This window comes from Kitasatospora sp. NPDC101108 (genome assembly GCF_055584725.1).
Genome location: NZ_JBVJLM010000044.1, coordinates 1 through 24818, shown reverse-complemented (window position 1 = coordinate 24818; position 24818 = coordinate 1). Strand labels below are relative to the sequence as shown.

Annotated in this window: 14 protein-coding genes and 1 rRNA gene; 12 read left to right on the top strand and 3 right to left on the bottom strand. The window is 73.4% G+C overall.

Going from position 1 to position 24818, the window contains the following annotated elements:
* Together rrf and ACZ6Z8_RS38735 are read left to right on the top strand one after the other, a co-directional pair.
* A 5S ribosomal RNA gene (gene rrf, locus ACZ6Z8_RS38740) occupies window positions 1–87 on the top strand; the annotation flags it as partial.
* 61 nt (window positions 88–148) lie between these two features.
* Complete coding sequence (locus tag ACZ6Z8_RS38735) at window positions 149–1024, top strand: phosphatase PAP2 family protein (protein WP_465614664.1); 876 nt, start codon at window positions 149–151, stop codon at window positions 1022–1024.
* On the opposite strand, the gene ACZ6Z8_RS38730 is transcribed toward ACZ6Z8_RS38735, so the two are convergent.
* Together ACZ6Z8_RS38730 and ACZ6Z8_RS38725 are read right to left on the bottom strand one after the other, a co-directional pair.
* Complete coding sequence (locus ACZ6Z8_RS38730; RefSeq protein ID WP_465614663.1) at window positions 1017–1580, bottom strand: GPR1/FUN34/YaaH family transporter; 564 nt, start codon at window positions 1578–1580, stop codon at window positions 1017–1019. The genes ACZ6Z8_RS38735 and ACZ6Z8_RS38730 overlap by 8 nt on opposite strands.
* A 268-nt stretch (window positions 1581–1848) precedes the next feature.
* Window positions 1849–4410, bottom strand: coding sequence for a SpoIIE family protein phosphatase (locus tag ACZ6Z8_RS38725; RefSeq protein WP_465614662.1), 2562 nt, complete (start codon window positions 4408–4410; stop codon window positions 1849–1851).
* 587 nt (window positions 4411–4997) lie between these two features.
* On the opposite strand from ACZ6Z8_RS38725, the gene ACZ6Z8_RS38720 reads away from it, so the two are divergent.
* From ACZ6Z8_RS38720 to ACZ6Z8_RS38680, 9 genes are all read left to right on the top strand, one after another.
* On the top strand, window positions 4998–9512 hold the full coding sequence (locus tag ACZ6Z8_RS38720) for a HAMP domain-containing protein (RefSeq protein ID WP_465614665.1): 4515 nt from the start codon (window positions 4998–5000) through the stop codon (window positions 9510–9512).
* A 282-nt stretch (window positions 9513–9794) separates the two neighbouring features.
* On the top strand, window positions 9795–10433 hold the full coding sequence (locus tag ACZ6Z8_RS38715; protein WP_465614661.1) for a response regulator: 639 nt from the start codon (window positions 9795–9797) through the stop codon (window positions 10431–10433).
* Between the two features lie 147 nt (window positions 10434–10580).
* Entirely contained in the window at window positions 10581–13274 is a 2694-nt protein-coding gene (locus tag ACZ6Z8_RS38710; RefSeq protein ID WP_465614659.1) for a DNA translocase FtsK, read from the top strand.
* A gap of 262 nt (window positions 13275–13536) precedes the next feature.
* Window positions 13537–14397, top strand: coding sequence for a helix-turn-helix domain-containing protein (locus tag ACZ6Z8_RS38705; RefSeq protein ID WP_465614658.1), 861 nt, complete (start codon window positions 13537–13539; stop codon window positions 14395–14397).
* 96 nt (window positions 14398–14493) lie between these two features.
* A complete protein-coding gene (rimO, locus tag ACZ6Z8_RS38700) occupies window positions 14494–15999 on the top strand; it encodes a 30S ribosomal protein S12 methylthiotransferase RimO (RefSeq protein ID WP_465614657.1) in 1506 nt (501 codons plus the stop codon).
* On the top strand, window positions 15996–16634 hold the full coding sequence (gene pgsA, locus ACZ6Z8_RS38695; protein ID WP_465614656.1) for a CDP-diacylglycerol--glycerol-3-phosphate 3-phosphatidyltransferase: 639 nt from the start codon (window positions 15996–15998) through the stop codon (window positions 16632–16634). Before rimO ends, pgsA begins: the two co-directional genes overlap by 4 nt.
* A 16-nt stretch (window positions 16635–16650) precedes the next feature.
* Window positions 16651–17127 carry a CinA family protein gene (locus ACZ6Z8_RS38690; RefSeq protein WP_465614655.1) on the top strand — a complete coding sequence of 159 codons (477 nt, stop codon included), beginning with the start codon at window positions 16651–16653 and terminating at the stop codon, window positions 17125–17127.
* A gap of 315 nt (window positions 17128–17442) precedes the next feature.
* Window positions 17443–17811 carry a helix-turn-helix domain-containing protein gene (locus ACZ6Z8_RS38685; RefSeq protein WP_030290911.1) on the top strand — a complete coding sequence of 123 codons (369 nt, stop codon included), beginning with the start codon at window positions 17443–17445 and terminating at the stop codon, window positions 17809–17811.
* Window positions 17812–17865: 54 nt separating this feature from the next.
* On the top strand, window positions 17866–18165 hold the full coding sequence (locus ACZ6Z8_RS38680) for a hypothetical protein (protein ID WP_465614653.1): 300 nt from the start codon (window positions 17866–17868) through the stop codon (window positions 18163–18165).
* A 113-nt stretch (window positions 18166–18278) separates the two neighbouring features.
* Here ACZ6Z8_RS38680 and ACZ6Z8_RS38675 read toward each other — a convergent pair whose 3' ends face one another.
* On the bottom strand, window positions 18279–23039 hold the full coding sequence (locus ACZ6Z8_RS38675) for an ATP-dependent helicase (RefSeq protein ID WP_465614652.1): 4761 nt from the start codon (window positions 23037–23039) through the stop codon (window positions 18279–18281).
* A gap of 153 nt (window positions 23040–23192) precedes the next feature.
* Here ACZ6Z8_RS38675 and ACZ6Z8_RS38670 point away from each other — a divergent pair, with 153 nt between their 5' ends.
* Window positions 23193–24737: a S8 family serine peptidase gene (locus ACZ6Z8_RS38670; protein ID WP_465614651.1), complete on the top strand. Its 1545-nt coding sequence runs from the start codon at window positions 23193–23195 to the stop codon at window positions 24735–24737.
* The last annotated feature ends 81 nt before the right edge of the window (window positions 24738–24818 follow it).

Genomic DNA, 24818 nt, shown 5'->3' with positions numbered 1-24818 from the left:
GGTTACATTCCGAACCCGGAAGCTAAGCCTCACAGCGCCGATGGTACTGCAGGGGGGACCCTGTGGGAGAGTAGGACGCCGCCGAACAATCATTCCAAAAAGACCCCCTCCCATTCGGGAGGGGGTCTTTTTGCGTTACCCTCGGCCAATGCAGAATCTGACCCTGACCTGGCAGACCGCCGGGGGCGCCGCCGTCGTCCTCCACGGCGGCGCGTACGCGGCGGCGCGGGTCCGGCGGCCGGGGGTGTCGGCGCTGCTGCGGGAGGCCGGCACGCTGCTGGCGCTGTTCGCGCTGTGGCAGTTGGTGGGGCACCTGTCCGTGATGAGCGCCGACCACGCGCTGGACCGGGCGGGCTGGATCCACCGGACCGAGCAGGAGATCGGGCTGCCGGACGAGGCGTCCTGGCAGGCGGCGGTCACGCCGTACCCGGTGGCGGTGCGGCTGGCGAACTACTACTACGCGGTCATGCACTTCGCCGTCATGCTCGGCGTGCTGCTCTGGGTCTTCCTGCGCCACCGGGAGCGCTACGCGTGGGTGCGCAACACGGTGGTGATCACCACCGCTGTCTGCCTGCTGGTGCAGTTCATCCCGGTGGCGCCGCCGCGGATGCTGCCGGAGAGCGGGTTCGTCGACGTGGCCGCGGAGTACGGGCAGTCGGTGTACGGCGGCGCGGTCGGCGGGGTGGTGGTGGCCGACCAGCTGTCGGCGATGCCCTCGGTGCACGTCGCCTGGTGTGTGCTGGTGGCGGTCGCGGTGGTGCGGGTGTCGCGGAGTCCGTTCCGCTGGCTGGTGGTGCTGCACCCGGTGCTGACGGTCGCGGTGGTCGTGGTGACGGCCAACCACTTCTGGGCGGACGGCATCGTCGCGGTCGCGATCCTGCTCTTCGCCTACGCCGTCCTGGCGTTGGCGGCAGGCCGGCGGGGCCGGACCTCCGTCGAGACGGAGACCCGACCCCGCACCGCTGCCGAGGACCGGCCCACGGAAGGCCGCCCGAAGGATGACCTGCCGCAGCAGGTCACTTGACCGGCAGGGCGATCTTCCCCCAGGAGCCGTTGCTCAGCGCGGAGGTGGCCCAGTACCAGGAGGCCAGCCCGGCGACGGCCGCGATCCAGCCGGCGGCCTTGCCGAGAGCGCTGTAGCCGCCGAAGACCGCGATGGCGTTCAGCACGAGGGAGAGCGTGAACAGGCCGTAGACGGCGCGGCTGAACAGGCCCGCGCCCCAGCCGGCCGCGGTGAGGCTGAGGGCGAGCAGGGCCCACAGCAGCAGGAACAGACCTGCGGCGTTCTTGCTCGCGCCGCCGGCCACCGACCAGGTCGCCCAGAAGGCGCCGAGGCTGGTGAAGGCGGTCCCGGTGAAGCCCTCGCCGCGGCGGAGCTGCCAGAGGCCCGCGACGAAGAGGGTGACGCCGCCGAGCAGGTGGGCGAGGTGGGCCGCGTCCCCGACGCCGGTGTGGTGCAGGATCCCGGTGGAGAGCAGACCGTAGGCGAGCAGTGTGAGGCCGAGGGCGAGGTAGCCGAGGTTACCCGCGTCGGCTCCGGTGGAGCGGGCGTTCGTTGCCCCGGTAGCGTCGTTGCTCACCGGAGGCTCCTTTCACTCTGTGCGCGCGCAGGGCGCAGTGACGCTGTGGTGTGGTGTCGAGGGGTGGATGCGCGCGACCGCGCCGAGGGCGCACGGCTGGAGCGTGCGCGGGCGGCGGTCAGAAGTGAGGTCGGAAGTGGTGGGCCGGCGGAGAGCCGCTGGTCACGTCCTCGTCGGGGAGATTCCCCGGCGAGATCGGTCTACCCGGCCCGGTTCGCTTGTACCCTTGTGAAGATAACAATTTGTGACTGCGTCAGCTGGCGGGCGCTCAGCACGGGCGCTGGTCGGGCACCCGCAGGGTGAGGATCGCCATGTCGTCGGACGGCGGCTCGGGGGCGAAGCGTTCGACCGCCCGCTGCACCCGCATGGCGACCGCGCCGGCGGTCAGGCCGGTGCAGCCGGTGAGCACCTCGGCGAGGCCGTCGTCGCCCAACATCCGTCGGCCCTCTCGGCGTTCGGTCACGCCGTCGGTGACGCAGAGCAGGACCTCGCCGGGGGAGAGCACCAGGTGCTCGGCGGTGAGGTCGAGGTCCTCCATGACGCCGAGCAGCGGCTGCGGGGTGGCGGCCCGGTCGACCTGGCCGTCGGTGCGCAGTCTCAGCGGCAGCGGGTGGCCGGCGCAGACCAGGGACAGTTCGGTGCTGCCGTCCGGGCGGGGCGTCAGTTCGCCGTAGAGCAGGGTGAGGAAGCGGCTGCGCGAACCCTCGTCCAGGATGGCCGCGTTGAGCCGGCTCAGCACCTGCGGGGCGTCCAGGCCCTCGCGGGCGAGCAGGCGCAGCGAGTGCCGGGCCAGGCCGGTGACGGAGGCGGCCTCGGGGCCGGTGCCGCAGACGTCGCCGATGGCGAAGCCGTAGGTGCCCTCGCGGATGGTGAACAGGTCGTAGAAGTCGCCGCCGACCTCGTTGCCTTCGCCCGCGGCCTGGTAGTAGACGTCCACCTCGACGCCCGGGATCTCCGGCAGGTCCGGCGGCAGCAGGCTGCGCTGCAGGGCCTGGCTGGTGGCGGTGCGCTCGGAGTAGAGGCGGGAGTTGTCGAGGGCGAGGGCGGCCCGGCGGGAGAGGTCCTCGGCGAGTTCGAGGATCTCCTGGCGGAACCGGACGCCGGCCGGGACACCGAGCGCGAGCAGACCGATGACCCGGTTGCGGGCGGTCAGCGGCAGGACGACGGTCTCGCCGAGCAGACCGGCGAGTTCGGGGCTGTCGGTGAGGCCGTGGGCGGCGGCGGTCTCGGTGGGGGCGGTCCAGAAGCGGACGCCGTAGGTGGGGCCGGCCTCGGGGGAGGTCGTCTTGTCGAGGAGGTCGCGCAGCGGATCGATCCGGTCCTCGTCCTCGTGCAGGACGAAGGCGAGCCCGGCGGGGGAGCTGTGGTCGCCGTTGGTGTAGACCGCGCACCAGGAGGCGAGCGTGGGGACGGCCATCTGGGCCATCAGCGCGAGGGTCTGCTCGTGTTCGAGCGTGCCGGCCAGCAGGTCGGAGGCCTCGACGAGGAAGGAGAGCGAGCCGCGGCGCAGCCGTTCGAGCTCGGTCAGCCGGGTGCTCTCGATGGCCAGTGCGACCCGGTCGGCGGCGAACTGCAGTCGCAGCGCGTCCTCGTTGTCGTAGCGGCCGGGGGCAGCGGTGGCGATGCCGAGGGAGCCGATGAGGCGGCCCTCGACCTTGAGCGGGACGGTGACCAGGGAGCGCATGCCGCTGTCGGCGAGCAGGGGCAGGCCGGTGGGGCGGGCGGTGAGGTCCTCGTGGACGGAGGGCAGCCGGGCGGAGTCGTAGCGGTTGCCGGTCTCGACCGGGAAGCGGGTGTGCCGGCGGTGCCCGGTGGTCAGGCCGGTGGCGGCGCGGACCTCGAACTCGGTCTCGTCGTCGGTGGTGAGCAGCAGGTAGGCGGCGTCGGCGTCGAGCAGGTCGCGGGCGCGTTCGACGGTGCGCTGGAGCAGGGTCTCCAGGTCGTCGGTGTCGACGGGGCCGGCCAGCAGGTCGAGCCGGGGCCCGGCGGCGTCGGCGCGTTCGCCGGGCAGGGCGCGGGCGGGGGAGCGCAGCACGGCGCGGTCGGCTTCGAGGACGAGCAGGCAGAGGGTGGAGGGGACGCCCTCGGTGTCGCGCACGCGCACCTGGACGCCGTACACCTCGACCTCCTCGCCGTCGGGCAGCCGCAGGCCGTAGCCGCCCTCCCAGCGGGCCAGCCGGAGGGTGTCGGCGAGGCCGGGGCCGCTGCCGGGGGTCTGCGGCCAGACGGCGAGGTCGGCCCAGGGGCGGCCGAGGACGGTGGCTGCGGGGTACTGGAAGAGCGCCTCGGCGTCGGGGTTCCAGGCCAGCACGCGGCCGTCCTCGTCGAGCTGGACCACGGCGACGTGCACCGGGCCGCGGCTGCTGGGCAGGTCGCTGCCGGGGGTGGCGGGAACGGCGTAGCGGGTGCCGACCACGTGTGCGGGCAGGGTGAGCCGGAACCAGACGGTCTTCTGCCCGGCCGCGTACTCGACGCCCCAGCGCTCGGCGAGGGCGGAGCACATCAGCAGTCCGCGGCCGCCCTCGCCGTCGGGGTCGGCGTAGCGGTCGGAGGCGGAGACGGGGCCGTCGCCGAGCGAGGGCAGGCCGCGTTCGGGGTGGTGGTCGGTGACCTCGATCCGGACGGTCTGCTCCTCGCGCAGGCAGCTGACCTCGGCGGCGGTGCCGGCGTGCACGACGGCGTTGGTGACGAGTTCGCTGACCAGGACGACGGCGTCGTCGACGACCTCGGGCAGGCCCCAGCCGAGCAGCGCATCCCGGACGAAGCCCCGGGCGGCGGCCGCGGACCTGCCGTCGGGGTCGAAGGTGGCGGCTGCGCGCGCAGTGACCACGTTGCCCACTTCTCCTCTGCTGCTCTGGCCCTGTCCTGTCCGGGGTACGGCACCGACCTCCCCGTGCGCGCCGTCGCGGTGAGGCGGCGCTGGGTCGGGTCGTGGCCCGGTGCAGCGCTCCACCCTACTTTCCGCTTGGTTCCCCGTGGGGGCCGGGCCGTGAAACAGGCACCGGAGAGTGATTCTGCCCACCTGTTTCGGACGGTGCGGGGACAACCGAGTGCAACCGGCCGTATACCCGATGCCAGTGCTGCCAGACTGGGGGGTCCGCGACGGCCGGTGGGAGCAGTACGGTCGTGTGGGTGCCGGTGGGCCGAGGTCCGGCCGGCGCGCAGCCCAGCCGGGCCGGTGCCCGGGTTCGTGCCGTGCCGGCGCGGCGGTCACCGGACAGTTCACACGATGTGGGAGGGGCCCCGTTGAGTTCGGCCACCAAGGACGCCACCAAGGACGCTACCGGTACGACGCCGCCCGCGCCGCGCGGCGGGCGGTCCGGGACCGCGCCGCGGATCGCGGCCGGCCGGCGATCGGGCCACAACCGCAGCGCGGAGCCCGCCGAGCTGCGCAAGCTGCTGGCCGCGCTGACCGCGATGCGGGACGGCAACTTCCGGCGCCGGCTGACGGTGCCGGGCGACGGGCCGCTGGCGGAGATCGCCGCGGTGTTCAACGAGGTCGCCGAGCGCAACCAGCACCTGACCGGTGAGCTGGCGCGGGTGCGGCGGGCCGTGGGCCGTGAGGGCCGGCTGAACGAGCGGCTGGAGACCGGCGCGGGCGAGGGCGCCTGGATGGCGGCGGTCGACAACTGCAACGCGCTGATCGACGACCTGGCCCGTCCGATGGCCGAGGTGGGCCGGGTGCTGACCTCGATCGCCGAGGGCGACCTGGACCAGAAGATGGAGCTGCGCTCGCTGCACAGCAACGGGGTGAGCCACCCGCTGCGCGGCGAGTACCTGAAGATCGGCCGGACGGTCAACGGACTGGTGGACCAGCTCTCGGAGTTCACCGACGAGGTGACCAGGGTGGCCCGCGAGGTGGGCACCGAGGGCAAGCTCGGCGGGCAGGCGAAGGTCCGCAGCGTGTCCGGCAGTTGGAAGGACCTGGCGGACTCGGTCAACACCATGGCGGGCCGGCTGACCGCGCAGGTGCGCAACATCGCCCAGGTGACCACCGCGGTGGCCAAGGGCGACCTGTCCCGCAAGGTGACCGTCGACGTGGCCGGCGAGATGCTGGAGCTGAAGAACACCGTCAACACGATGGTGGACCAGCTGAACGGGTTCGCCGCGCAGGTCACCACGGTGGCCCGGGACGTCGGCACGGAGGGCCGGCTCGGCGGTCAGGCCCAGGTACCGGGCGTGGCCGGGGTCTGGCGCGAGCTGACCGACTCGGTGAACTTCATGGCCGACAACCTGACCGGCCAGGTGCGCAACATCGCCCAGGTGACCACGGCGGTGGCCCGCGGGGACCTCTCGCAGAAGATCGAGGTGGACGCGCGCGGCGAGATGCTGGAGCTGAAGAACACCATCAACACGATGGTCGACCAGCTGTCCGGCTTCGCGGAACAGGTGACCAGGGTGGCCCGCCAGGTGGGCACCGAGGGGCGGCTCGGCGGCCAGGCGCAGGTGCCCTGGGCGGCCGGGGTGTGGCGGGACCTGACCGACAACGTCAACTTCATGGCGAACAACCTCACCGACCAGGTGCGCAACATCGCCCAGGTGACCACCGCGGTCGCCAAGGGCGACCTCTCGCAGAAGATCCAGGTGGACGCCCGCGGGGAGATCCTGGAGCTGAAGAACACCATCAACACGATGGTCGACCAGCTCTCCTCCTTCGCCGACGAGGTGACCAGGGTGGCCCGGGACGTCGGCACCGAGGGCATCCTCGGCGGCCAGGCGAGCGTGCCCGGGGTGTCCGGGACGTGGAAGGACCTGACCAACAGCGTCAACCTGATGGCCAACAACCTGACCAGTCAGGTGCGCAACATCGCCGAGGTGACCACGGCGGTGGCCCGCGGCGACGTGTCGAAGAAGATCACCGTCGACGCCCGGGGCGAGATCCTGGAGCTGGTCACCACCGTGAACACCATGGTCGACCAGCTGTCGGCGTTCGCCGACGAGGTCACCCGGGTCGCCCGCGAGGTGGGCACCGAGGGCATCCTGGGTGGCCAGGCGCGGGTGCGCGGGGTGTCGGGGATCTGGAAGGACCTGACCGACAACGTCAACTTCATGGCCTCGAACCTGACCGGGCAGGTGCGCAACATCGCCGAGGTCGCCTCCGCGGTGGCCCGCGGCGACCTCTCCAAGAAGATCACCATCGACGCGCAGGGCGAGATCGCGACGCTCGCCGGGACCCTGAACACCATGGTCGACCAGCTGTCCGCGTTCGCGGTGGAGGTCACCCGGGTCGCCCGCGAGGTCGGCACCGATGGAACCCTGGGCGGTCAGGCGAGCGTGCCGGGCGTGGCCGGCATCTGGAAGGACCTGACCGACAACGTCAACCAGATGGCCAACAACCTCACCGGCCAGGTCCGCAACATCGCGCTGGTGATCACGGCGGTCGCCCGCGGCGACCTCTCGCAGAAGATCGACGTCGACGCGCGCGGCGAGATCCTCCAGCTCAAGACCAACATCAACACCATGGTCGACCAGCTGTCGGCGTTCGCCGACGAGGTCACCCGGGTCGCCCGCGAGGTGGGCACCGACGGGCGGCTCGGCGGCCAGGCCCGGGTGCCCGGGGTGGACGGCACCTGGCAGGACCTCACCGAGTCGGTGAACGAGCTGGCCAACAACCTGACCCGGCAGGTGCGCGCGATCGCCCAGGTCGCCACCGCGGTGACCAGGGGCGACCTGAGCCTGCGGATCGACGTGGACGCCGCGGGGGAGCTCGACGAGCTCAAGGACAACATCAACCAGATGATCGCCAACCTGCGCGAGACCACCCGCACCAACCAGGAGCAGGACTGGCTCAAGACCAACCTGGCCCGGATCTCCGGCCTGCTGCAGGGCCGCCGGGACCTGGAGGCCGTCGCCTCGCTGATCATGACCGAGCTGACCCCGGTGGTCTCCGCCCAGCACGGCGCCTTCTTCCTCGCCCAGCCGGCCGGTCGCACCGCCGAGCTGATCACCGAGGACGACGACGAGAACGACACCGTGCTGCGCCTGATCGGCAGCTACGGCTACCAGCGGCGGGCGATGCCGACCACCTTCCGGCCGGGCGAGTCCCTGATCGGCCAGGCGGCGGTGGAGAAGCGGGCGATCATCGTCAAGGAGGCGCCGCCCGGGTACCTCAAGATCGCCTCCGGCCTCGGCGAGGCCTCGCCGACCCACATCGTGGTGCTGCCGGTGCTGTTCGAGGGCCGGCTGCTGGGCGTGATCGAGCTGGCCACCTTCAGCTCCTTCACCACCGTCGCGCTGGACTTCCTCAACCAGATCGCCGACCTGATCGGCGTCACCGTCAACACCATCAGCGTCAACACCAAGACCGAGGGCCTGCTGCTGGAATCCCAGCGGCTCACCGCCGAACTCTCCATGCGGTCCGCCGAGTTGGAAGCACGCCAGGAGGAACTGGAGCGCACCAACGAGGAGTTGCAGGAGAAGGCGGAGCAACTCGCCCAGCAGAACCGCGACATCGAGATCAAGAACAGCGAGATCGAGGAGGCCCGGCAGGTGCTGGAGGAGCGCGCCGAGCAGCTCGCCCTGGCCTCCCGGTACAAGAGCGAGTTCCTCGCCAACATGTCGCACGAGCTGCGCACCCCGCTCAACTCGCTGCTGATCCTGGCCAAGCTGCTCTCCGACAACAACGAGGGCAACCTCTCGCCCAAGCAGGTCGAGTTCGCCGACACCATCCACGGCGCCGGCTCCGACCTGCTGCAGCTGATCAACGACATCCTCGACCTGTCCAAGGTCGAGGCCGGCAAGATGGACGTCCGCCCGGCCAGGATCGCCCTGGTCCAGCTGGTCGACTACGTCGAGGCCACCTTCCAGCCGGTCGCGGTCGACAAGAACCTGGACTTCGCGGTCCGGGTCTCGCCCGCCCTGCCGGTCACCCTGCACACCGACGAGCAGCGGCTCCAGCAGGTGCTGCGCAACCTGATCTCCAACGCGGTCAAGTTCACCGACACCGGCGGCGTCGACTTCTCGATCAGCCCGGCCGGCCGCGACGTCCCCCAGCACGTGCGCGAGCGGCTGCTGGAGTTCGGCTCGATCCAGGGCCCGGACGACGAGCTGATCGCCTTCTCGGTCTCCGACACCGGCATCGGCATCCCCGGCAACAAGCTGCGGGAGATCTTCGAGGCGTTCAAGCAGGCCGACGGCACCACCAGCCGCAAGTACGGCGGCACCGGCCTCGGCCTGTCGATCAGCCGGGAGATCGCCCGGCTGCTCGGGGGCGAGATCCACGCCGAGAGCGAGCTGGGCAAGGGCTCGACCTTCACGCTCTACCTGCCGCTGCGCACCGAGGCCCCGGACGCCGCCGCCGAGCGGCCCGCCGAGCGCCCGGGCGCCGCGAACCCGCCGGCGCCGCGCGCCTCGGTCGGGGTGACCCCGGTGGGCCTGCCGGTGCCGGTCGGCGAGAGCCCGGCCGACCACTGGGCCCAGGAGGTCCGGGAGATGGCCGAGGAGCGCCGCCGCGGCGCGATGGAGCGCCGTCGCACCGCCGCGCTGGAGAGCGCTGCCGCGCCCCGGGCCGTCGAGCCCGTGCAACAGCCCCGGCCGGCCCGCGCCCGCTTCGACGGCCAGCAGGTGCTGATCGTGGACGACGACGTGCGCAACGTGTTCGCCCTGACCAGCGTGCTGGAACAGCACGGGCTGACCGTGCTCTACGCCGAGAACGGCCGCGAGGGCATCGAGATGCTGGAGCAGCACGAGAACGTGGCGCTGGTCCTGATGGACATCATGATGCCGGAGATGGACGGCTACGCGACCACCGAGGCGATCCGCCGGATGCCCCAGTTCGCCGGCCTGCCGATCATCGCGCTGACCGCCAAGGCGATGAAGGGCGACCGCGAGAAGTCGCTGGAGGCGGGCGCCACCGACCACATCACCAAGCCGGTGGAGACCGACCACCTGCTGTCCGTGATGTCGGAGTGGCTGAACGGCGACCGCGCGTGAGGGGCCGGCGGGCGCGAACTCCGGGTTCGCGCCGCCGGTCGGCCGGTTTGCTGGCGGTCGGGCCCGGGAACCCGGTAGGGTCACCGAGCGTTGCGAACAGTGACCGGACGGCGACACGCTGCTGAGCGTGCGCCGGAGCACTGGCCGCGCGCCGCTCCGGATCGGGTCACGACGGAGCGATGTGCCGGGCGAGGGGGTGCGGCTAGCATGACCGGGGTAGCGGTGGGCAGTACGCGAGTGCCCACACCGGGCAGCAGGCAGGCGACAGGAGGGCGAGCCCCGATGCAGAAGGCCAAGATCCTCCTGGTCGACGACCGGCCGGAGAACCTCCTGGCGCTGGAGGCGATCCTCTCCGCCCTGGACCAGACGCTGGTGCGCGCCGCCTCCGGTGAGGAGGCGCTCAAGGCGCTGCTGACCGACGACTTCGCGGTGATCCTGCTGGACGTCCAGATGCCCGGGATGGACGGCTTCGAGACCGCCGCCCACATCAAGCGCCGTGAGCGCACCCGGGACATCCCGATCATCTTCCTGACCGCGATCAACCACGGCCCGCACCACACCTTCCGCGGCTACGCGGCCGGCGCGGTGGACTACATCTCCAAGCCCTTCGACCCGTGGGTGCTGCGGGCCAAGGTCTCGGTCTTCGTCGACCTGTACGTCAAGAACTGCCAGCTGAAGGAGCAGGCAGCGCTGCTGCGGCTGCAGCTGGAGGCGGGCGGCGGCGAGCAGCAGGCCCTCGGCGGGGCGCTGCTCGGCGAGCTGTCCGCGCGGCTGGCGGCGGTCGAGGAGCAGGCCGAGGCGCTGGGCAAGCAGCTGGACGGGGCCGAGGACGCGGCGGTGGCCGCCACCGCGGCCCACCTGGAGCGCAAGCTGGCCGGCCTGCGCCGGGCCCTGGACGCGATGCGCCCCGGCAGCGCGTAGACCCGCCCCGGACTCCACCCGTACGGGTGGTCCTGCTGCTGCGACCGGGTGAAACGCGGTCAGCGTGACGGTGTGTCTGCGACACGTCCGGGCGCCCCGGCTCGGCCGCATGTGCTCGGGTCGTCCGCCCCGGTAGGCTGCTGACCCATGGCCACTCGTACGCCCGGAAACGCCGCACGCAAACCGAGTCCGGGACCGTCCAAGAAGGCCGCGGCCAAGGCCCCGGGCAAGCCGCCCGCGAAGAAGGCGCCCGCCCGCAAGGCCCCCGCGAAGAAGGCGGCCGCCAAGTCGGCCCCGCCGCCCCCGCAGCGCCGCTCGGTGCTGATGAGCGCCCTCAACGCCCTCGCGAGCCCGATCGCCGCGATCTTCCGCGGCGTCGGCGACGGCGCCAAGAACCTCCACCCGGCCCACCGCAAGGACGGGATCGGGCTGCTGCTGTTCGCGCTCGCCCTGGTGGTCGCGGCGGGCACCTGGTTCAGCTCGGAGGGCTGGCTGAACGGGGCGGCCACCGCGGTGGTGTCCGGGCTGTTCGGGCGGCTGGACGTGCTGGTGCCGTTCCTGCTGGCCGGGATGGCGATCCGCCTCTGGCGCCACCCGGAGCTGCCGGAGGCCAACGGCCGGATCGTGATCGGGCTGAGCACGCTGCTGGTCGGCATCCTCGGCCTGGTCCACATCGGCTGCGGCGCGCCCACCATGGGCAGCGGGGCCTCCCGGATAAGGGCGGCCGGCGGGATCGTCGGCTGGGCCGCGTCCACCCCGATGATGGCCGCCGCCGGCGCGGTGCTGGCCGTGCCGCTGCTCCTGCTGCTGGCCTTCTTCGGCCTGCTGGTGGTCACCGCCACCCCGGTCAACCGGATCGGCGAGCGGCTGCGCGGCGTGGGGGTGAGGCTCGGCGTGGTCGAGCCCGGCCCCGAGGACCCGCGCTGGGGGCGTACGCCGGAGCGCGAGCTGTCCACCGATCCGCCGGAGGACGCCGACCCCGAGGCCCTGCCCTTCAGCGTGGACACCGACGGTGACGACCCGGTGGACGAGGTCGCCGCCCGCCGTCGCCGCCGCCGGCGCAAGCAGTCCGTCGAGGACGACGAGGAGCAGCCGGAGGCCGTCCGCGTCTCCCTGGACAAGGGGCCCCTGGACAGGGAACCGCTGGACCCGTACGCCACCCGGGACCTCGCCGCCGGCGCGGCCGCCGACCTGGACGGCGCGCTGGTCTACGGCGTGCCCGCCTCCTCGGCGGTGGCGGACATGATGCACCAGGTCAAGGACCTCACCGCGGCGCCCGAGGAGCCCGCCGTCCCGGCCGCCCGCAACGGCGGCCCGGGCGCGCCCGCGGAGCACGGCCCGGCGCCGGTGCGGATGGAGCAGCTGCAGCTCGGCGAGGGCGTCACCTACGCGCTGCCCTCGCTCGACCTGCTGGAGCGCGGCGGCCCGGCCAAGGCCCGCAGCGCCCTCAACGACGAGGTGGTCGCCCAGCTCACCGGCACCTTCGCCGAGTTCAAGGTGGACGCGAAGGTCACCGGCTTCACCCGCGGCCCGACGGTCACCCGCTACGAGGTCGAGCTCGGCCCGGCCGTCAAGGTGGAGCGGATCACCGCGCTCGCCAAGAACATCGCGTACGCGGTGGCCAGCCCGGACGTGCGGATCATCAGCCCGATCCCGGGCAAGTCCGCGGTCGGCATCGAGATCCCCAACCGGGACCGCGAGATGGTCAACCTAGGCGACCTGCTGCGCTCGCGCACGGCCGCCGAGGACACCCACCCGATGGTCGTCGGCATGGGCAAGGACGTCGAGGGCCACACCGTGATGGCCAACCTCGCCAAGATGCCGCACATCCTGGTGGCCGGTGCGACCGGCGCGGGCAAGTCCTCCTGCATCAACTGCCTGATCACCTCGATCCTCGCCCGGGCCACCCCGGACGAGGTGCGGATGGTGCTGGTCGACCCCAAGCGGGTCGAGCTGACCGCGTACGAGGGCATCCCGCACCTGATCACGCCGATCATCACCAACCCGAAGAAGGCCGCCGAGGCCCTCCAGTGGGTGGTGCGCGAGATGGACATGCGCTACGACGACCTCGCGGCGTTCGGCTTCCGGCACGTGGACGACTTCAACGCGGCGGTGCGGGCCGGCACGATCACCCCGCCGCTGGGCAGCGAGCGGGAGCTCCGGCCGTACCCGTACCTGCTGGTGATCGTCGACGAGCTGGCCGACCTGATGATGGTCGCCCCGCGCGACGTCGAGGACTCCGTCGTCCGGATCACCCAGCTGGCCCGCGCCGCCGGCATCCACCTGGTGCTCGCCACCCAGCGGCCCTCGGTGGACGTGGTGACCGGTCTGATCAAGGCCAACGTGCCGTCCCGGCTGGCGTTCGCGACCTCCGCGATGGCCGACTCCCGGGTCATCCTGGACCAGCCCGGCGCGGAGAAGCTGATCGGCAAGGGCGACGCGCTGTTCCTGCCGATGGGCGCGAGCAAGCCGATCCGCATGCAGGGCGCGTTCGTCACCGAGGCGGAGATCGCCAAGGTGGTGCAGCACTGCAAGGACCAGCTGAGCGCCGTCTACCGGGACGACGTGACGGCCGGGGCCGGTCCCAAGAAGGAGATCGACGAGGAGATCGGCGACGACCTGGACCTGCTGATCCAGGCGGCCGAGCTGGTGGTCTCCACCCAGTTCGGTTCGACCTCGATGCTCCAGCGCAAGCTCCGGGTCGGCTTCGCCAAGGCGGGCCGGCTGATGGACCTGATGGAGTCGCGCGGGATCGTCGGTCCGAGCGAGGGCTCCAAGGCCCGCGACGTGCTGGTGAAGCCGGACGAACTGGACGGGGTGCTGGTCACCCTGAGGGGCTGACGAACCGTGCCCTCCGAGGGTGTTCACTCGTTCGGAGGAGGGTAGGCGCGGGAACGGGGAACCGAGCGTCCGTACGGCGCGTCACAGGGCGCGAAGCGCACCCCGGGTTCCGTCCTGCGCCCCCGCTGACCACCGGTCAGCGGGGGCCGGAGCCCCGGTCGTGGCGGGCGCGCGCATTCGGCCCGCTCCGCTTGAGAAACGATCCGCCCGCGCCCCTAGACTGTTCTCCAGCAGGTGGCCATCCGCTCGAAAGGCGTGCCCCGTGACCATCGGCAAGTCCTCCGACCGCGAGAACGCCCCGTCGTCCGTCGAGCCGACCGACGACGAGGTGCAGGCGGCCGATGCCCCGAGCATCGGCCGGGTGCTGTCCGCCGCCCGGATCGAGGCGGGACTCACGGTGGACCAGGTGAGTACCGCCACCCGCGTGCGGGTGCCGATCGTCCATGCCATCGAGGAGGACGACTTCGGCCGCTGCGGCGGCGACTTCTACGCCCGCGGGCACATCCGGTCGATCGCCCAGGCGGTCGGCGCGGACGCCGAGGCGCTGGTCGCCCGCTTCGACGACGCGCACGGCGGCTCGCCGGCCTCCAGGCGCCCGGCCACCCAGCTGATCGACAGCAGCCCGATCAAGGTGCCCGCCCGCAGCCGGCCGAACTGGGCGGCGGCGATGGTCGCCGCGATCGTCGCGGTGGTCGCCCTGATCGGTTTCAACCTGGTGAGCGGCAAGAGCGGCCACACCGGTACGGGCTCCGCCAGTGCGCCGCTGCCCAGCGGCTCCGGCACCGGCTCGGTCGCCCCGGCCACGCCGAGCGTCCAGCCGCCGGCGCCCGCGCCGAGCGCCGCGGCGATCGCCGCCGTCCCGGCCGACAAGGTCACCGTGAAGCTGGTCGCCCAGGGCACCAGCTGGGTCTCGGCGATGGACGGCAACGGCAAGTCGCTGTTCCAGAACAACATCAGCGACGGCCAGGACCAGACCTTCACCGACCCCAAGCAGATCAAGCTGGTGCTCGGCAACGGCGGGGCCGTGCACGCGTACGTCAACGGCAAGGACCTCGGTGTCCTCGGCAAGGACGGCCAGGTGGTGCACGTCACGTACACCCCCGGAGACCCGCAGGCAGGCTGACCACAGGGCCCGCGGGGGCCGTCGATGATCAGCTGATCCGTGGCGCGCGGACTCCGGGGCGAACGGCACCGGAGGCCGCGCGTTAATCTTGGCCCTATGCCTGAACGCCGCACTGTCGCCCTTGTCACGCTCGGATGCGCCCGCAACGAGGTGGACTCCGAGGAACTCGCCGGGCGACTGGAAGCCGACGGCTGGTTGCTCGTCGACGATGCCGCCGAGGCCGATGTCGCCGTCGTCAACACCTGTGGCTTCGTCGAAGCCGCCAAGAAGGACTCCGTCGACGCCCTGCTGGAGGCCAACGACCTCAAGGGGCACGGCCGCACCCAGGCCGTCGTCGCGGTCGGCTGCATGGCCGAGCGGTACGGCAAGGAACTCGCCGACGCGCTGCCCGAGGCCGACGGGGTGCTCGGCTTCGACGACTACGCGGACATCTCCGACCGCCTGCAGACCATCCTCTCCGGCGGCCACCACGCGCCGCACATCCCGCGCGACCGCCGCAAGCTGCTGCCGATCAGCCCGGCCGCGCGGCAGTCCGCCGCCGAGGCCGTCGCGCTGCCCGGCCACGGCGCCGAGGCCGCCGCCGAGCCGATCACCGACCTGCCCGAGGGCCTCGCCCCGGCCTCCGGCCCGCGCACCCTGCGCAAGCGGCTGGACGACAGCCCGGTCGCCTCGGTCAAGCTCGCCTCCGGCTGCGACCGGCGCTGCTCCTTCTGCGCCATCCCGGCCTTCCGCGGCTCCTTCATCTCGCGCCGTCCCTCCGACGTGCTGAACGAGGCCCAGTGGCTGGCCGGACAGGGCGTCCGCGAGATCGTGCTGGTCAGCGAGAACAACACCTCGTACGGCAAGGACCTCGGCGACATCCGCCTGCTGGAGACGCTGCTCGGCGAGATCGCAGCGATCGAGGGCGTCGAGCGGGTGCGGGTCTCCTACCTGCAGCCGGCCGAGATGCGCCCCGGTCTGATCGACGCGATGACCGGGACCGCCGACGTGGTGCCGTACTTCGACCTGTCCTTCCAGCACTCGGCGCCCGCCGTGCTGCGCCGGATGCGCCGCTTCGGCTCCACCGACCAGTTCCTGGAGCTGCTGGGCACCATCCGGGACAAGGCCCCGCAGGCCGGCGCCCGGTCCAACTTCATCGTCGGCTTCCCCGGTGAGACCGAGGAGGACTTCGCCGAGCTGGAGCGCTTCGTCACCCACGCCGGGCTGGACGCGATCGGCGTCTTCGGCTACTCCGACGAGGACGGCACCGAGGCCGCCACCTACGACGGCAAGCTGCCCGAGGACGTCGTCGCCGACCGGCTGGACCGGCTGAGCCGGCTCGCCGAGGAGATGACCGCCCAGCGGGCCGAGCAGCGGATCGGCACCGAGGTCGAGGTGCTGATCGAGTCGATCGAGGACGGCGTGGTCGAGGGCCGCTCCGCCCACCAGGCCCCGGAGACCGACGGCCTGACCACCCTGCACGGCGTCGAGGACCCGCAGGTCGGACAGTTCTGGCGGGCCACCGTGGTGGCCAGCGAGGGCGTCGACCTGATCGCCGAGGCGCTGGAGCAGGTGCGACTGCCCGGGACCGCGGGGGCCGAAGCTCCGGGGGCCGGCGAATGACCAAGGGGCCCGGCGCCCCGGCTGCGGCCCACCCGGGCAGACCGGCGGCCGCCCTGCCGTCGGCGCCGGGTGTCTGGAACATCGCCAACGTGCTCACCATGGTCCGGCTGCTGCTGGTGCCGGTCTTCGTGGCACTGCTGTTCGCCGACGGCGGGCACGACCCCAAGTGGCGCTCGGTCGCCTGGGCCTCCTTCGCCATCGCGATGATCACCGACCTGTTCGACGGCGAACTCGCCCGCCGCAAGGGCCTGGTCACCGACTTCGGCAAGATCGCCGACCCGATCGCCGACAAGGCGATCATGGGCGCGGCGCTGATCGGCCTCTCGGTGCTCGGCGACCTGCCCTGGTGGGTCACCGCGGTGATCCTGGCCCGTGAACTCGGCATCACCCTGATGCGCTTCTGGGTGATCCGCTTCGGGGTCATCCCGGCCAGCCGCGGCGGCAAGCTCAAGACGCTGACCCAGGGCATCGCGGTCGGCATGTACGTGCTGGACCTGCACGGGTGGCTGGCCACCGGGCGGGCGGTCCTGATGGGCCTGGCGGTGCTGCTGACCGTCGGCACCGCGCTGGACTACGTCGGGCAGGCGCTGCGACTGCGCCGCGAGGGCATGTCCGCGGGGCACGCGGACCGCTAGGAACGGGGGACCTCCGGTGACGGACCACGAGCTGGCCGAGCGGGTGCACGCCGCACTGCGGGCCGAGGGCGGCACGCTGGCCGTGGCCGAGTCGCTCACCGGAGGGCTGCTGGCCGCCGCGCTGGTGGACGTCCCCGGGGCCTCCGCCACCTTCCGCGGCTCGGTCACCGCGTACGCGACCGAGCTCAAGGCCTCGGTGCTGGGGGTGGACGAGGGCCTGTTGGACGTGTACGGTCCGGTCCACCCGGTGGTGGCCCGGCAGATGGCCGAGGGCGTGCGCACCCTGTTGGGGGCCACGTACGGGCTCGCGACGACGGGAGTGGCCGGTCCGGACCCGCAGGACGGGCAGCCGGTGGGCACCGTACACCTGGCAGTCGCCGGCCCGGGGGGAACTCTGGTCAGTTCGCCCCTGCTGTCGGGCGCTCGTGCCACAATCCGTCACGACGCCGTGACCGCCGCCCTGGAACTGCTCGCCGGCCGACTCGCTCGATGACGGCCGGCGGACGGATCTCCACCGAACCGAGATCTGCCGAACTGGCGTACGGGTATGACACAGCTGGAGGATCGTGTTACATCCAACGGCCTGGTTGGGCAGAAACCAGGTGGCGAACGAGTTGCGTGACGGTGGCCGGGTGGGCCAGGTCGGGTACCACGAGGGGCCCGCGAACCCGGGTACGACACCGGAACAAGGAGGGGGACGGCCTTGCAGCCCAGAGTGAACACGACCAGGGTCCCCGCACGCGAAGCGGGCAAGGCGGTACGGTGGGGGCGTGACATCTCGATCCGCAGTCCGAGGAGGGAGGCACCGATGATCCTGCTCCGTCGCCTACTGGGCGATGTACTGCGTCGGCAGCGCCAGCGCCAGGGCCGCACACTCCGCGAGGTGTCGGCGGCCGCCAGGGTTTCGCTCGGGTACCTCTCCGAGGTCGAGCGGGGACAGAAGGAGGCCTCTTCGGAGCTGCTCTCCGCCATCTGCGACGCGCTCGACGTCCGGATGTCCGAGGTCATGCGCGAGGTCAGCGACGAACTGTCGCTCGCCGAACTTGCGGCGATGGCCACCCTCTCCGAAGGTGATCTGCTGAGGCCGGTACTCGAACCGGTTCCGCTGCCCGCCCCCGGCGCCGACCGGGCGAACATGTCGCCCAAGGCTGCCGCGATGGACGTGGTCGCTGCCTGATCCGGCCTCGACTCCCGGGTTGCCGATACCCGGGGCGAGCGGAGGAGGGCGGTCGTGCGGAGGATCGTGACGGTGCGCACGGTGGCCCGAATACGGCTGCGGTTGCGGCGCGCGGTGCGGTGGCCGGCCCGCTGGGTCCTGGTCGCCCTCGCGGCCGGGCTCGCCTGGTGGCTCGTGGCCGTCCGGGGGCAGCTGGCCGACGGCGCGGTGCTGGGGCTGCTGGCGGCCGGCGGCTGGGGGCTCGGTCTCATACCGGTCCATGCCGACCGCAACGCGACCGGACCGGTGCGGCGCCGGAGCCGGCGCGAGGAGGCCGTGAGCCGGGTGGAGGCACCGCCGCCGCCGATCGGGTGAATCGACGTGGCCGGAGGCCGCGGGGTCGTTGACTCCGCGGCCTCCTGGCTTTTCCACGCTCTTCGGGCTCCTTCGCGGCCTCCGGGCCCTTTTCGCGGTGCCCCCGGGCCTCGCTAGGGCCGCAGCCGCAGCCCGCGGGGCGTGGCGTGGAAGCCGGCCTCCTCCAGGGCGCGGCCGAGGTCGGAGCCGAGGGCGGGCTCACCGTTGGCGCGTTCGACCGTGACGCTGCCGAGCGCGCCCGCGCGGACCGCCCCGGCGAGCGCCCCGGCGGCCAGCGCGACCGTCGCCCCGTCCTGCGGCCAGGCCAGCAGGGACTTGCCGCCGCGCTCCACGTACAGCGCCAGCTCGCCGTCCACCAGCACCACCAGGGCGCCGGCCTTGCGACCAGGGCGGTGCGCCTTGGTCTCGGCCCCCGGGGCGGCGGGCGGTTCGGGCCAGGGCAGCGCGGCGCCGTAGGCGTTCGCCGGGTCGGCGGCGGCCAGCACCAGCAGCTGCGGCGGCTCGGCGGTCGGCGCGGCCGGCCACTCGGTGGCGCGGGCCCGCTCCAGCCGGCCGCTGACCGAGCGCAGCCGGTCGGCCGCGCCCTCCATGGCGAACTGGGCGCCGCCCAGGCCCTCGACGAAGTAGCCCCGGCGGGCCCGGCCGCGCTCCTCCATCGCGGCGAGCACCCGGTAGACGCCGGCGAAGCCGCCGGGCACCCGTTCGGCCGCCACCGTGCCGCGGGTGAGCAGACCGTGCCGGTCCAGCAGGCTCTGGGCCTGGGCGGTGGCCCGGACCGTCGGGTCGGCGGCGAGGGCGGGCAGCAGGGACCAGCGCCCGGCCACCGTCGGCGGGCCGCTGCGCAGCGCTCCGCCGGCCCGGCCGAAGGCGCGGCCCGCGCCGCCGTAACGTCCGCGCGGGGTGGACCGGGGCGCGCGGTGGGCGGTGGCGCCGGCCGTGCGGCCGGAGCCGAGCAGGGCGCGCAGCGGGGCCAGGGTGTCGTTGGTGATGTACCCGGCCCAGACCAGGTCCCAGAGGGCCTCGACCACCTCCGGCTCGGCCGTCTCCTCCGGCAGCTGCTGGACGAGCTGGCGGAAGAACAGGCCGTAGCCGCCGGCCAGCGACTGCAGCAGGGCGCTGTGCAGCGGGGTGAGCGCGGGCGTCACCGGCTCCGGGCGGAGCAGGTGGGCGTTCTCGGCCAGGTGCAGGCTGAGCCAGCCGTCCTTGCCGGGCAGGGCGCCCGCGCCGCACCAGCCGATCTCGCCGGCCGCCATCAGTTCGTCCAGCAGGCCGGGCGAGTAGTCGCCGAGCCGGGCCGGGAGGATCAGCTTCTCCAGGGCGGAGGCGGGCAGGGCGGTGCCCTGGAGCTGTTCGACCACCCGGAGCAGGCCGTCCGGGCCGCGCAGCCGGTGCCCGGCCAGGTGCTGCCACTGGGGTAGGAAGGCGGCCAGGGCCCGGGGTGGGACGGGCTCGACCTCCTGGCGCAGGGCGGCCAGCGAGCGGCGTCGCAGCCGGCGCAGCACCTCGGCGTCGCACCACTCGGGGGCGGTGTGCCACTCGGGGGCGGTGTGGCTTCCGGCGGGGCGGAACTGGCCCTGGACCAGGCGGCCGGACGCGGTGAGGCGGTGCAGGGTGCCGGTGACGACGGCGGTGCCCAGGCCGTAGCGGGTGCCGGCCTCGGCGGCGGTGAACGGGCCGTGGGTGCGGGCGTGCCGGGCCAGCAGGTCGCCCAGCGGGTCCTTGACCGGTTCGGTGAAGGCCTCGGGGACGCCGACCGGCAGCGGGGTGCCGAGCGCGTCGCGCAGCCGTCCGGCGTCCTCGATCGCGGCCCAGCGCTGCTCGCCGGCGATCCGGACCTGGATCACCCGGCGGGCGGCCTCCAGCTCCAGGGCCCACAGCGGCTCGGCGCCGCGGACGGTCAACTCGGCCTCGGTGAGCGGGCCGAGCAGGCGCAGCGCGTCGGCGACGCCCTCGGCGTCCTTGATCCGGCGCTCAGGGGTGAGGCGTTGGAGCTCGGCCTCCAGCTCGGCGAGCACCTGCGGGTCGAGCAGTTCGCTCAGCTCGGCCTGGCCGAGGAGCTCGGACAGCAGCCGGGAGTCGAGCGAGAGGGCGGCGGCCCGGCGTTCGGCGAGCGGGGAGTCGCCCTCGTAGAGGAACTGGGCGACGTAGCCGAACAGCAGTGAGCGGGCGAACGGCGAGGGTTCGGGGGTGGTGACCTCGACCAGGCGGACGGCGCGGGATTCGAGGTCCCCCATCAGCTCGACCAGGCCGGGGACGTCGAAGACGTCCTGGAGGCACTCGCGGACGGCCTCCAGGACGATCGGGAACGAGCCGTACTCGGAGGCGACTTCGAGCAATTGGGCGGCGCGCTGGCGCTGCTGCCAGAGCGGGGTGCGGCGGCCGGGATTGCGGCGGGGGAGCAGCAGGGCGCGGCCGGCGCACTCGCGGAAGCGGGAGGCGAACAGGGCGGAGCCGCCGACCTGGTCGGTGACCAGCTGCTCGATCTCGGTGGAGTCGAACAGGGCGGCGTCGGCGCCGACCGGGGCCTCGTCCCGGGCCGGACCGGCGGGCTCCGAGGGGCTGCTGAAGTCGAAGTCGGGGGAGAGCAGGTCCGCGTCGGGCAGTCGGAGCACGATGCCGTCGTCGGCGTGCATGACCTGGGGGTCCAGGCCGTGCTTCTCGCGCAGCCGGGCGCCGAGGGCGAGTGCCCAGGGAGCGTGCACCTGGGCGCCGAAGGGGGAGTGGATGACGATCCGCCAGTCGCCGAGCTCGTCCCGGAAGCGCTCGACCACGATGGTGCGGTCGTCGGGGAGGTGGCCGCAGGCGGCGCGCTGCTCGGCGAGGTAGTCCAGCAGGTTGGCGGCGGCCCAGTCGTCGAGGCCGGCCTGCTTGAGGCGCTCGGTGGCGGCCTCGGGCTGGAGCGCACCCAGCTCGCGGGTGAACGCGCCGAGGGCGCGGCCGAGTTCGAGCGGGCGGCCGAGGGTGTCGCCCTTCCAGAACGGGAGCCGGCCGGGGATGCCGGGGGCCGGGGTGACCAGCACCTTGTCGTGGGTGATCTCCTCGATCCGCCAGGAGCTGGTGCCGAGGGTGAACACATCGCCGACGCGGGACTCGTAGACCATCTCCTCGTCGAGTTCCCCCACCCGTCGCCCACCACCCTTCGATTCGGAGGCGGTGGTGCCGGCGATGAAGACGCCGAACAGGCCGCGGTCGGGGATGGTGCCGCCGGAGGTGACGGCCAGGCGCTGGGCGCCGGGGCGGCCGGTCACCGTGCCGGCCACCCGGTCCCAGACCACCCGGGGGCGCAACTCGGCGAAGGCGTCCGAGGGGTAGCGGCCGGCCAGCATGTCGAGCACGGCGTCGAAGGCGGACTGCGGGAGGGTGGCGAAGGGCGCGGCGCGGCGGACCACGGTGAGCAGCTCGTCCACCGGCCAGGAGTCCAGCGCCGTCATCGCGACCAGCTGCTGGGCCAGCACGTCCAGCGGGTTGCGCGGGATGCGCAGCGCCTCGATCAGGCCCGACCGCATCCGCTCGGTGACCACGGCGGACTGCACCAGGTCCCCCCGGTACTTGGGGAAGAACACGCCGGTGGAGACCGCGCCGACCTGGTGGCCGGCCCGGCCGACCCGCTGCAGTCCGGAGGCGACCGAGGGCGGGGACTCGACCTGGACGACGAGTTCGACGGCGCCCATGTCGATGCCCAGCTCCAGGCTGGAGGTGGCGACCACGGCGGGCAGTCGACCGGCCTTCAACTCCTCCTCGACGACGGATCGTTGTTCCTTGGAGACGGAGCCGTGGTGGGCCCGGGCGATCACCGGGGGCACGCCCCTGGCGGCACCCGAGCCGCCCATCAGCTGGGCCGGGGCGTGCGCCTCGGGGGCGGCGGTGCCGGTGGCGCGCTCGTGGGCGATCTCGTTCAGCCGGTTGCACAGGCGCTCGGCCAGGCGGCGGGAGTTGGCGAAGACGATGGTCGAGCGGTGCGCCTCGACCAGGTCGACGATCCGCTCCTCGACGTGCGGCCAGATCGAGCCCTGGCGCTGCGGGTCGGTGCCGGCGGCGCCGCCGGCGGCCGGGGCGGCGGGCAGGTCGTCCAGGTCGGGGACCGGGACGACCACCGAGAGGTCGAACTCCTTGGAAGAGGCCGGCTGGACGACGACGGCGCCGCGCCGGGGGCTGAGGAAGCGGGCCACCTCCTCGACCGGGCGCACCGTCGCGGACAGGCCGATCCGGCGGGCCGGGCGGTCCAGCAGTTCGTCCAGCCGCTCCAGGCTGAGGGCGAGATGGGCGCCGCGCTTGGTGCCGGCGACGGCGTGGACCTCGTCCAGGATCACCGTGTCGATGCCGCGCAGCGCCTCCCGGGAGGCGGAGGTGAGCAGCAGGAAGAGCGACTCGGGGGTGGTGATCAGGATGTCCGGCGGGTGGGTCGCGAAGCGGCGGCGGTCGGCGGCCGGGGTGTCCCCCGAGCGGATGGCGACCTGGACCTCGGGCTCGGGCAGGCCGAGCCGGACGGCGGCCTGGCGCAGGCCGGTCAGTGGGGCGCGGAGGTTCCGTTCGACGTCGACGGCGAGGGCCTTGAGCGGGGAGACGTAGAGCACCCGGCAGCGGCGCTTGGTCTCGGCGGGGGGCGGGGTGCTGCTGAGCCGGTCGAGGGCGGAGAGGAAGGCGGCGAGCGTCTTGCCGGAGCCGGTGGGGGCGACCACCAGGACGTCGGTCTCCCGCCGGATGGCTCGCCAGGCCTCGGCCTGGGCGGTGGTGGGGGCGGAGAAGGCACCGGTGAACCACGCCCGGGTGGCGGGGGCGAAGCCGGCCAGCGAGTCGTCGGGCCCGGGGGTGTCGGGCCGGGGGGTGTCGGGCCCGGGGGCGTCGGCGGGCGGGGTCGGGTGCTGGGGCGCCATGCCCCCATGGTGCCGGGTGGGACTGACAAGCGGGTGTAGCTGCGGGGGCGGGAATGAGGATCCGCTCATATGGTGATGAATCGGGCAGGTGATCACTTGGTGGCCGCCCGGTTTGGTTGTGACCTCACTGGACCGACGAGCGGAGAGCGTGGCATGGCGCAGGCGCACCGGTCCGGCGGTCCCGTCCGTGCGGCCCGCCGCCGCAGGGTGTGCGGGCCCGCCCGGGCGCTGCTCGCGATGCTGGTCACCGCCCTGGTGGCCGGTGGCGCCGTGCCGTACGTCTCGGGACCCGGGCGCGCCTACCTCAGCTACCTGGTGTTGGCCGAGCGGGAGGACGCCGCGGGGGCCGCCAAGGCAGGGAAGGAGAGCCGGGCGGCGGGCGGACAGGTGGTGCAGGAGTACCCGCAGATCGGGGCGGTGCTGGCGTACGCCACCGGCGGCTTCGCGGAGCGGATGCGGAGCAGGCCGGGGATCGCGGCGGTCGGCGCGACCCGGACGGTGCCGGTGGTGGGGCCGCCGCGCGAGGTGGACGGGGCCGGGGACTTCGCGGCGGGGGTGGGGCGGGTTGGGGGGTCGGACGGGAGGGACGGGAGGGAGGGGAGGAATGGCAGGGACGGGAAGAACGGTGGGGCGGGGGCGGGGACGGTGCCGGATCCGGGGGAGGGTGGGGGGTGGAACCTGGCGATGGTCCATGCGGGGCCGGGAGCAGGGCCGACGGGGGACAGGGTCGGCGGGGTGCCGGGGCCGGAAGTGATGCGCAAGGTGCTGGTCGCGGTGCTGGACTCGGGTGTGGACGACACCCACCCGGACCTGCGGGCGGCCGTCGACCCGAAGGCCTCGGCCTCCTGCGCCGACGGGCGGCCGGACGCCCGCACCGGCTCCTGGCGGCCCGACTCCGGCGTGGAGGAGAGCGGGCACGGTACCCACGTCGCCGGGATCATCGGCGCCGCCCGGGACGGGCAGGGCGTCATCGGGGTCGCGCCAGGGGTGCGGATCGCGGCCGTCCGGCTGCTCGGGCCGCTGGGGCAGTACTACGCGGAGAACATCGTCTGCGGCATGCTCTGGGCTGCCGACCACGGGGCCAAGGCGATCAACGACAGCTACTTCGCCGACCCGTGGAAGTACAACTGCCCCGAGGACCCGGACCAGGCGGCGCTGATCGCGGCCGTCGGCCGGGCCGTCGCGTACGCCCGGCGCAAGGGCGCGGTGGTGGTCGCCTCGGCCGGCAACGACGGGCAGGACCTCGGCGCGGCCCGGACGGACCGGCGCAGCCCCAACGACCGGGTGTCCGGGCCGGCCCTCACCCGCCACCTGGGCACCGAGTGCATCCGCCTTCCCGGCGAGTTGCCCGGGGTGGTCACCGTCACGGCGGTCAACCGGGACGGGCTGCCGTCCTCCTACACCAACTACGGGCGCGGCCGGATCTCGCTGGCGGCCCCGGGCGGGGATCCGGACGCCGGGGCGGAGGGGGCGATCGTTTCGGACTGGCCGGGCGGGCAGTACGCGGCGCTGGCGGGGACGTCGATGTCGGCGGCGCACGTGACGGGGGCGGTGGCGGTTGCGGCGGCGTTGCATCCGGGGGCGGGGGCGGGGGAGTTGGCGGATCTGTTGGCGGGGGCGGCGGCGGGGGGGTGTCCGGTGGGGGGGTGTGGGGATCGGGGGTATTTCGGGGTGGGGGTGTTGGTGGTGCCCAGGTAGGGGGGTGGGGGGTTGCTGTTGGGGGGTGGGGCTTTCGGGAGGGTGGGTGACGCCGGGGGCGGGTACGGGGGGGGGGGGGGC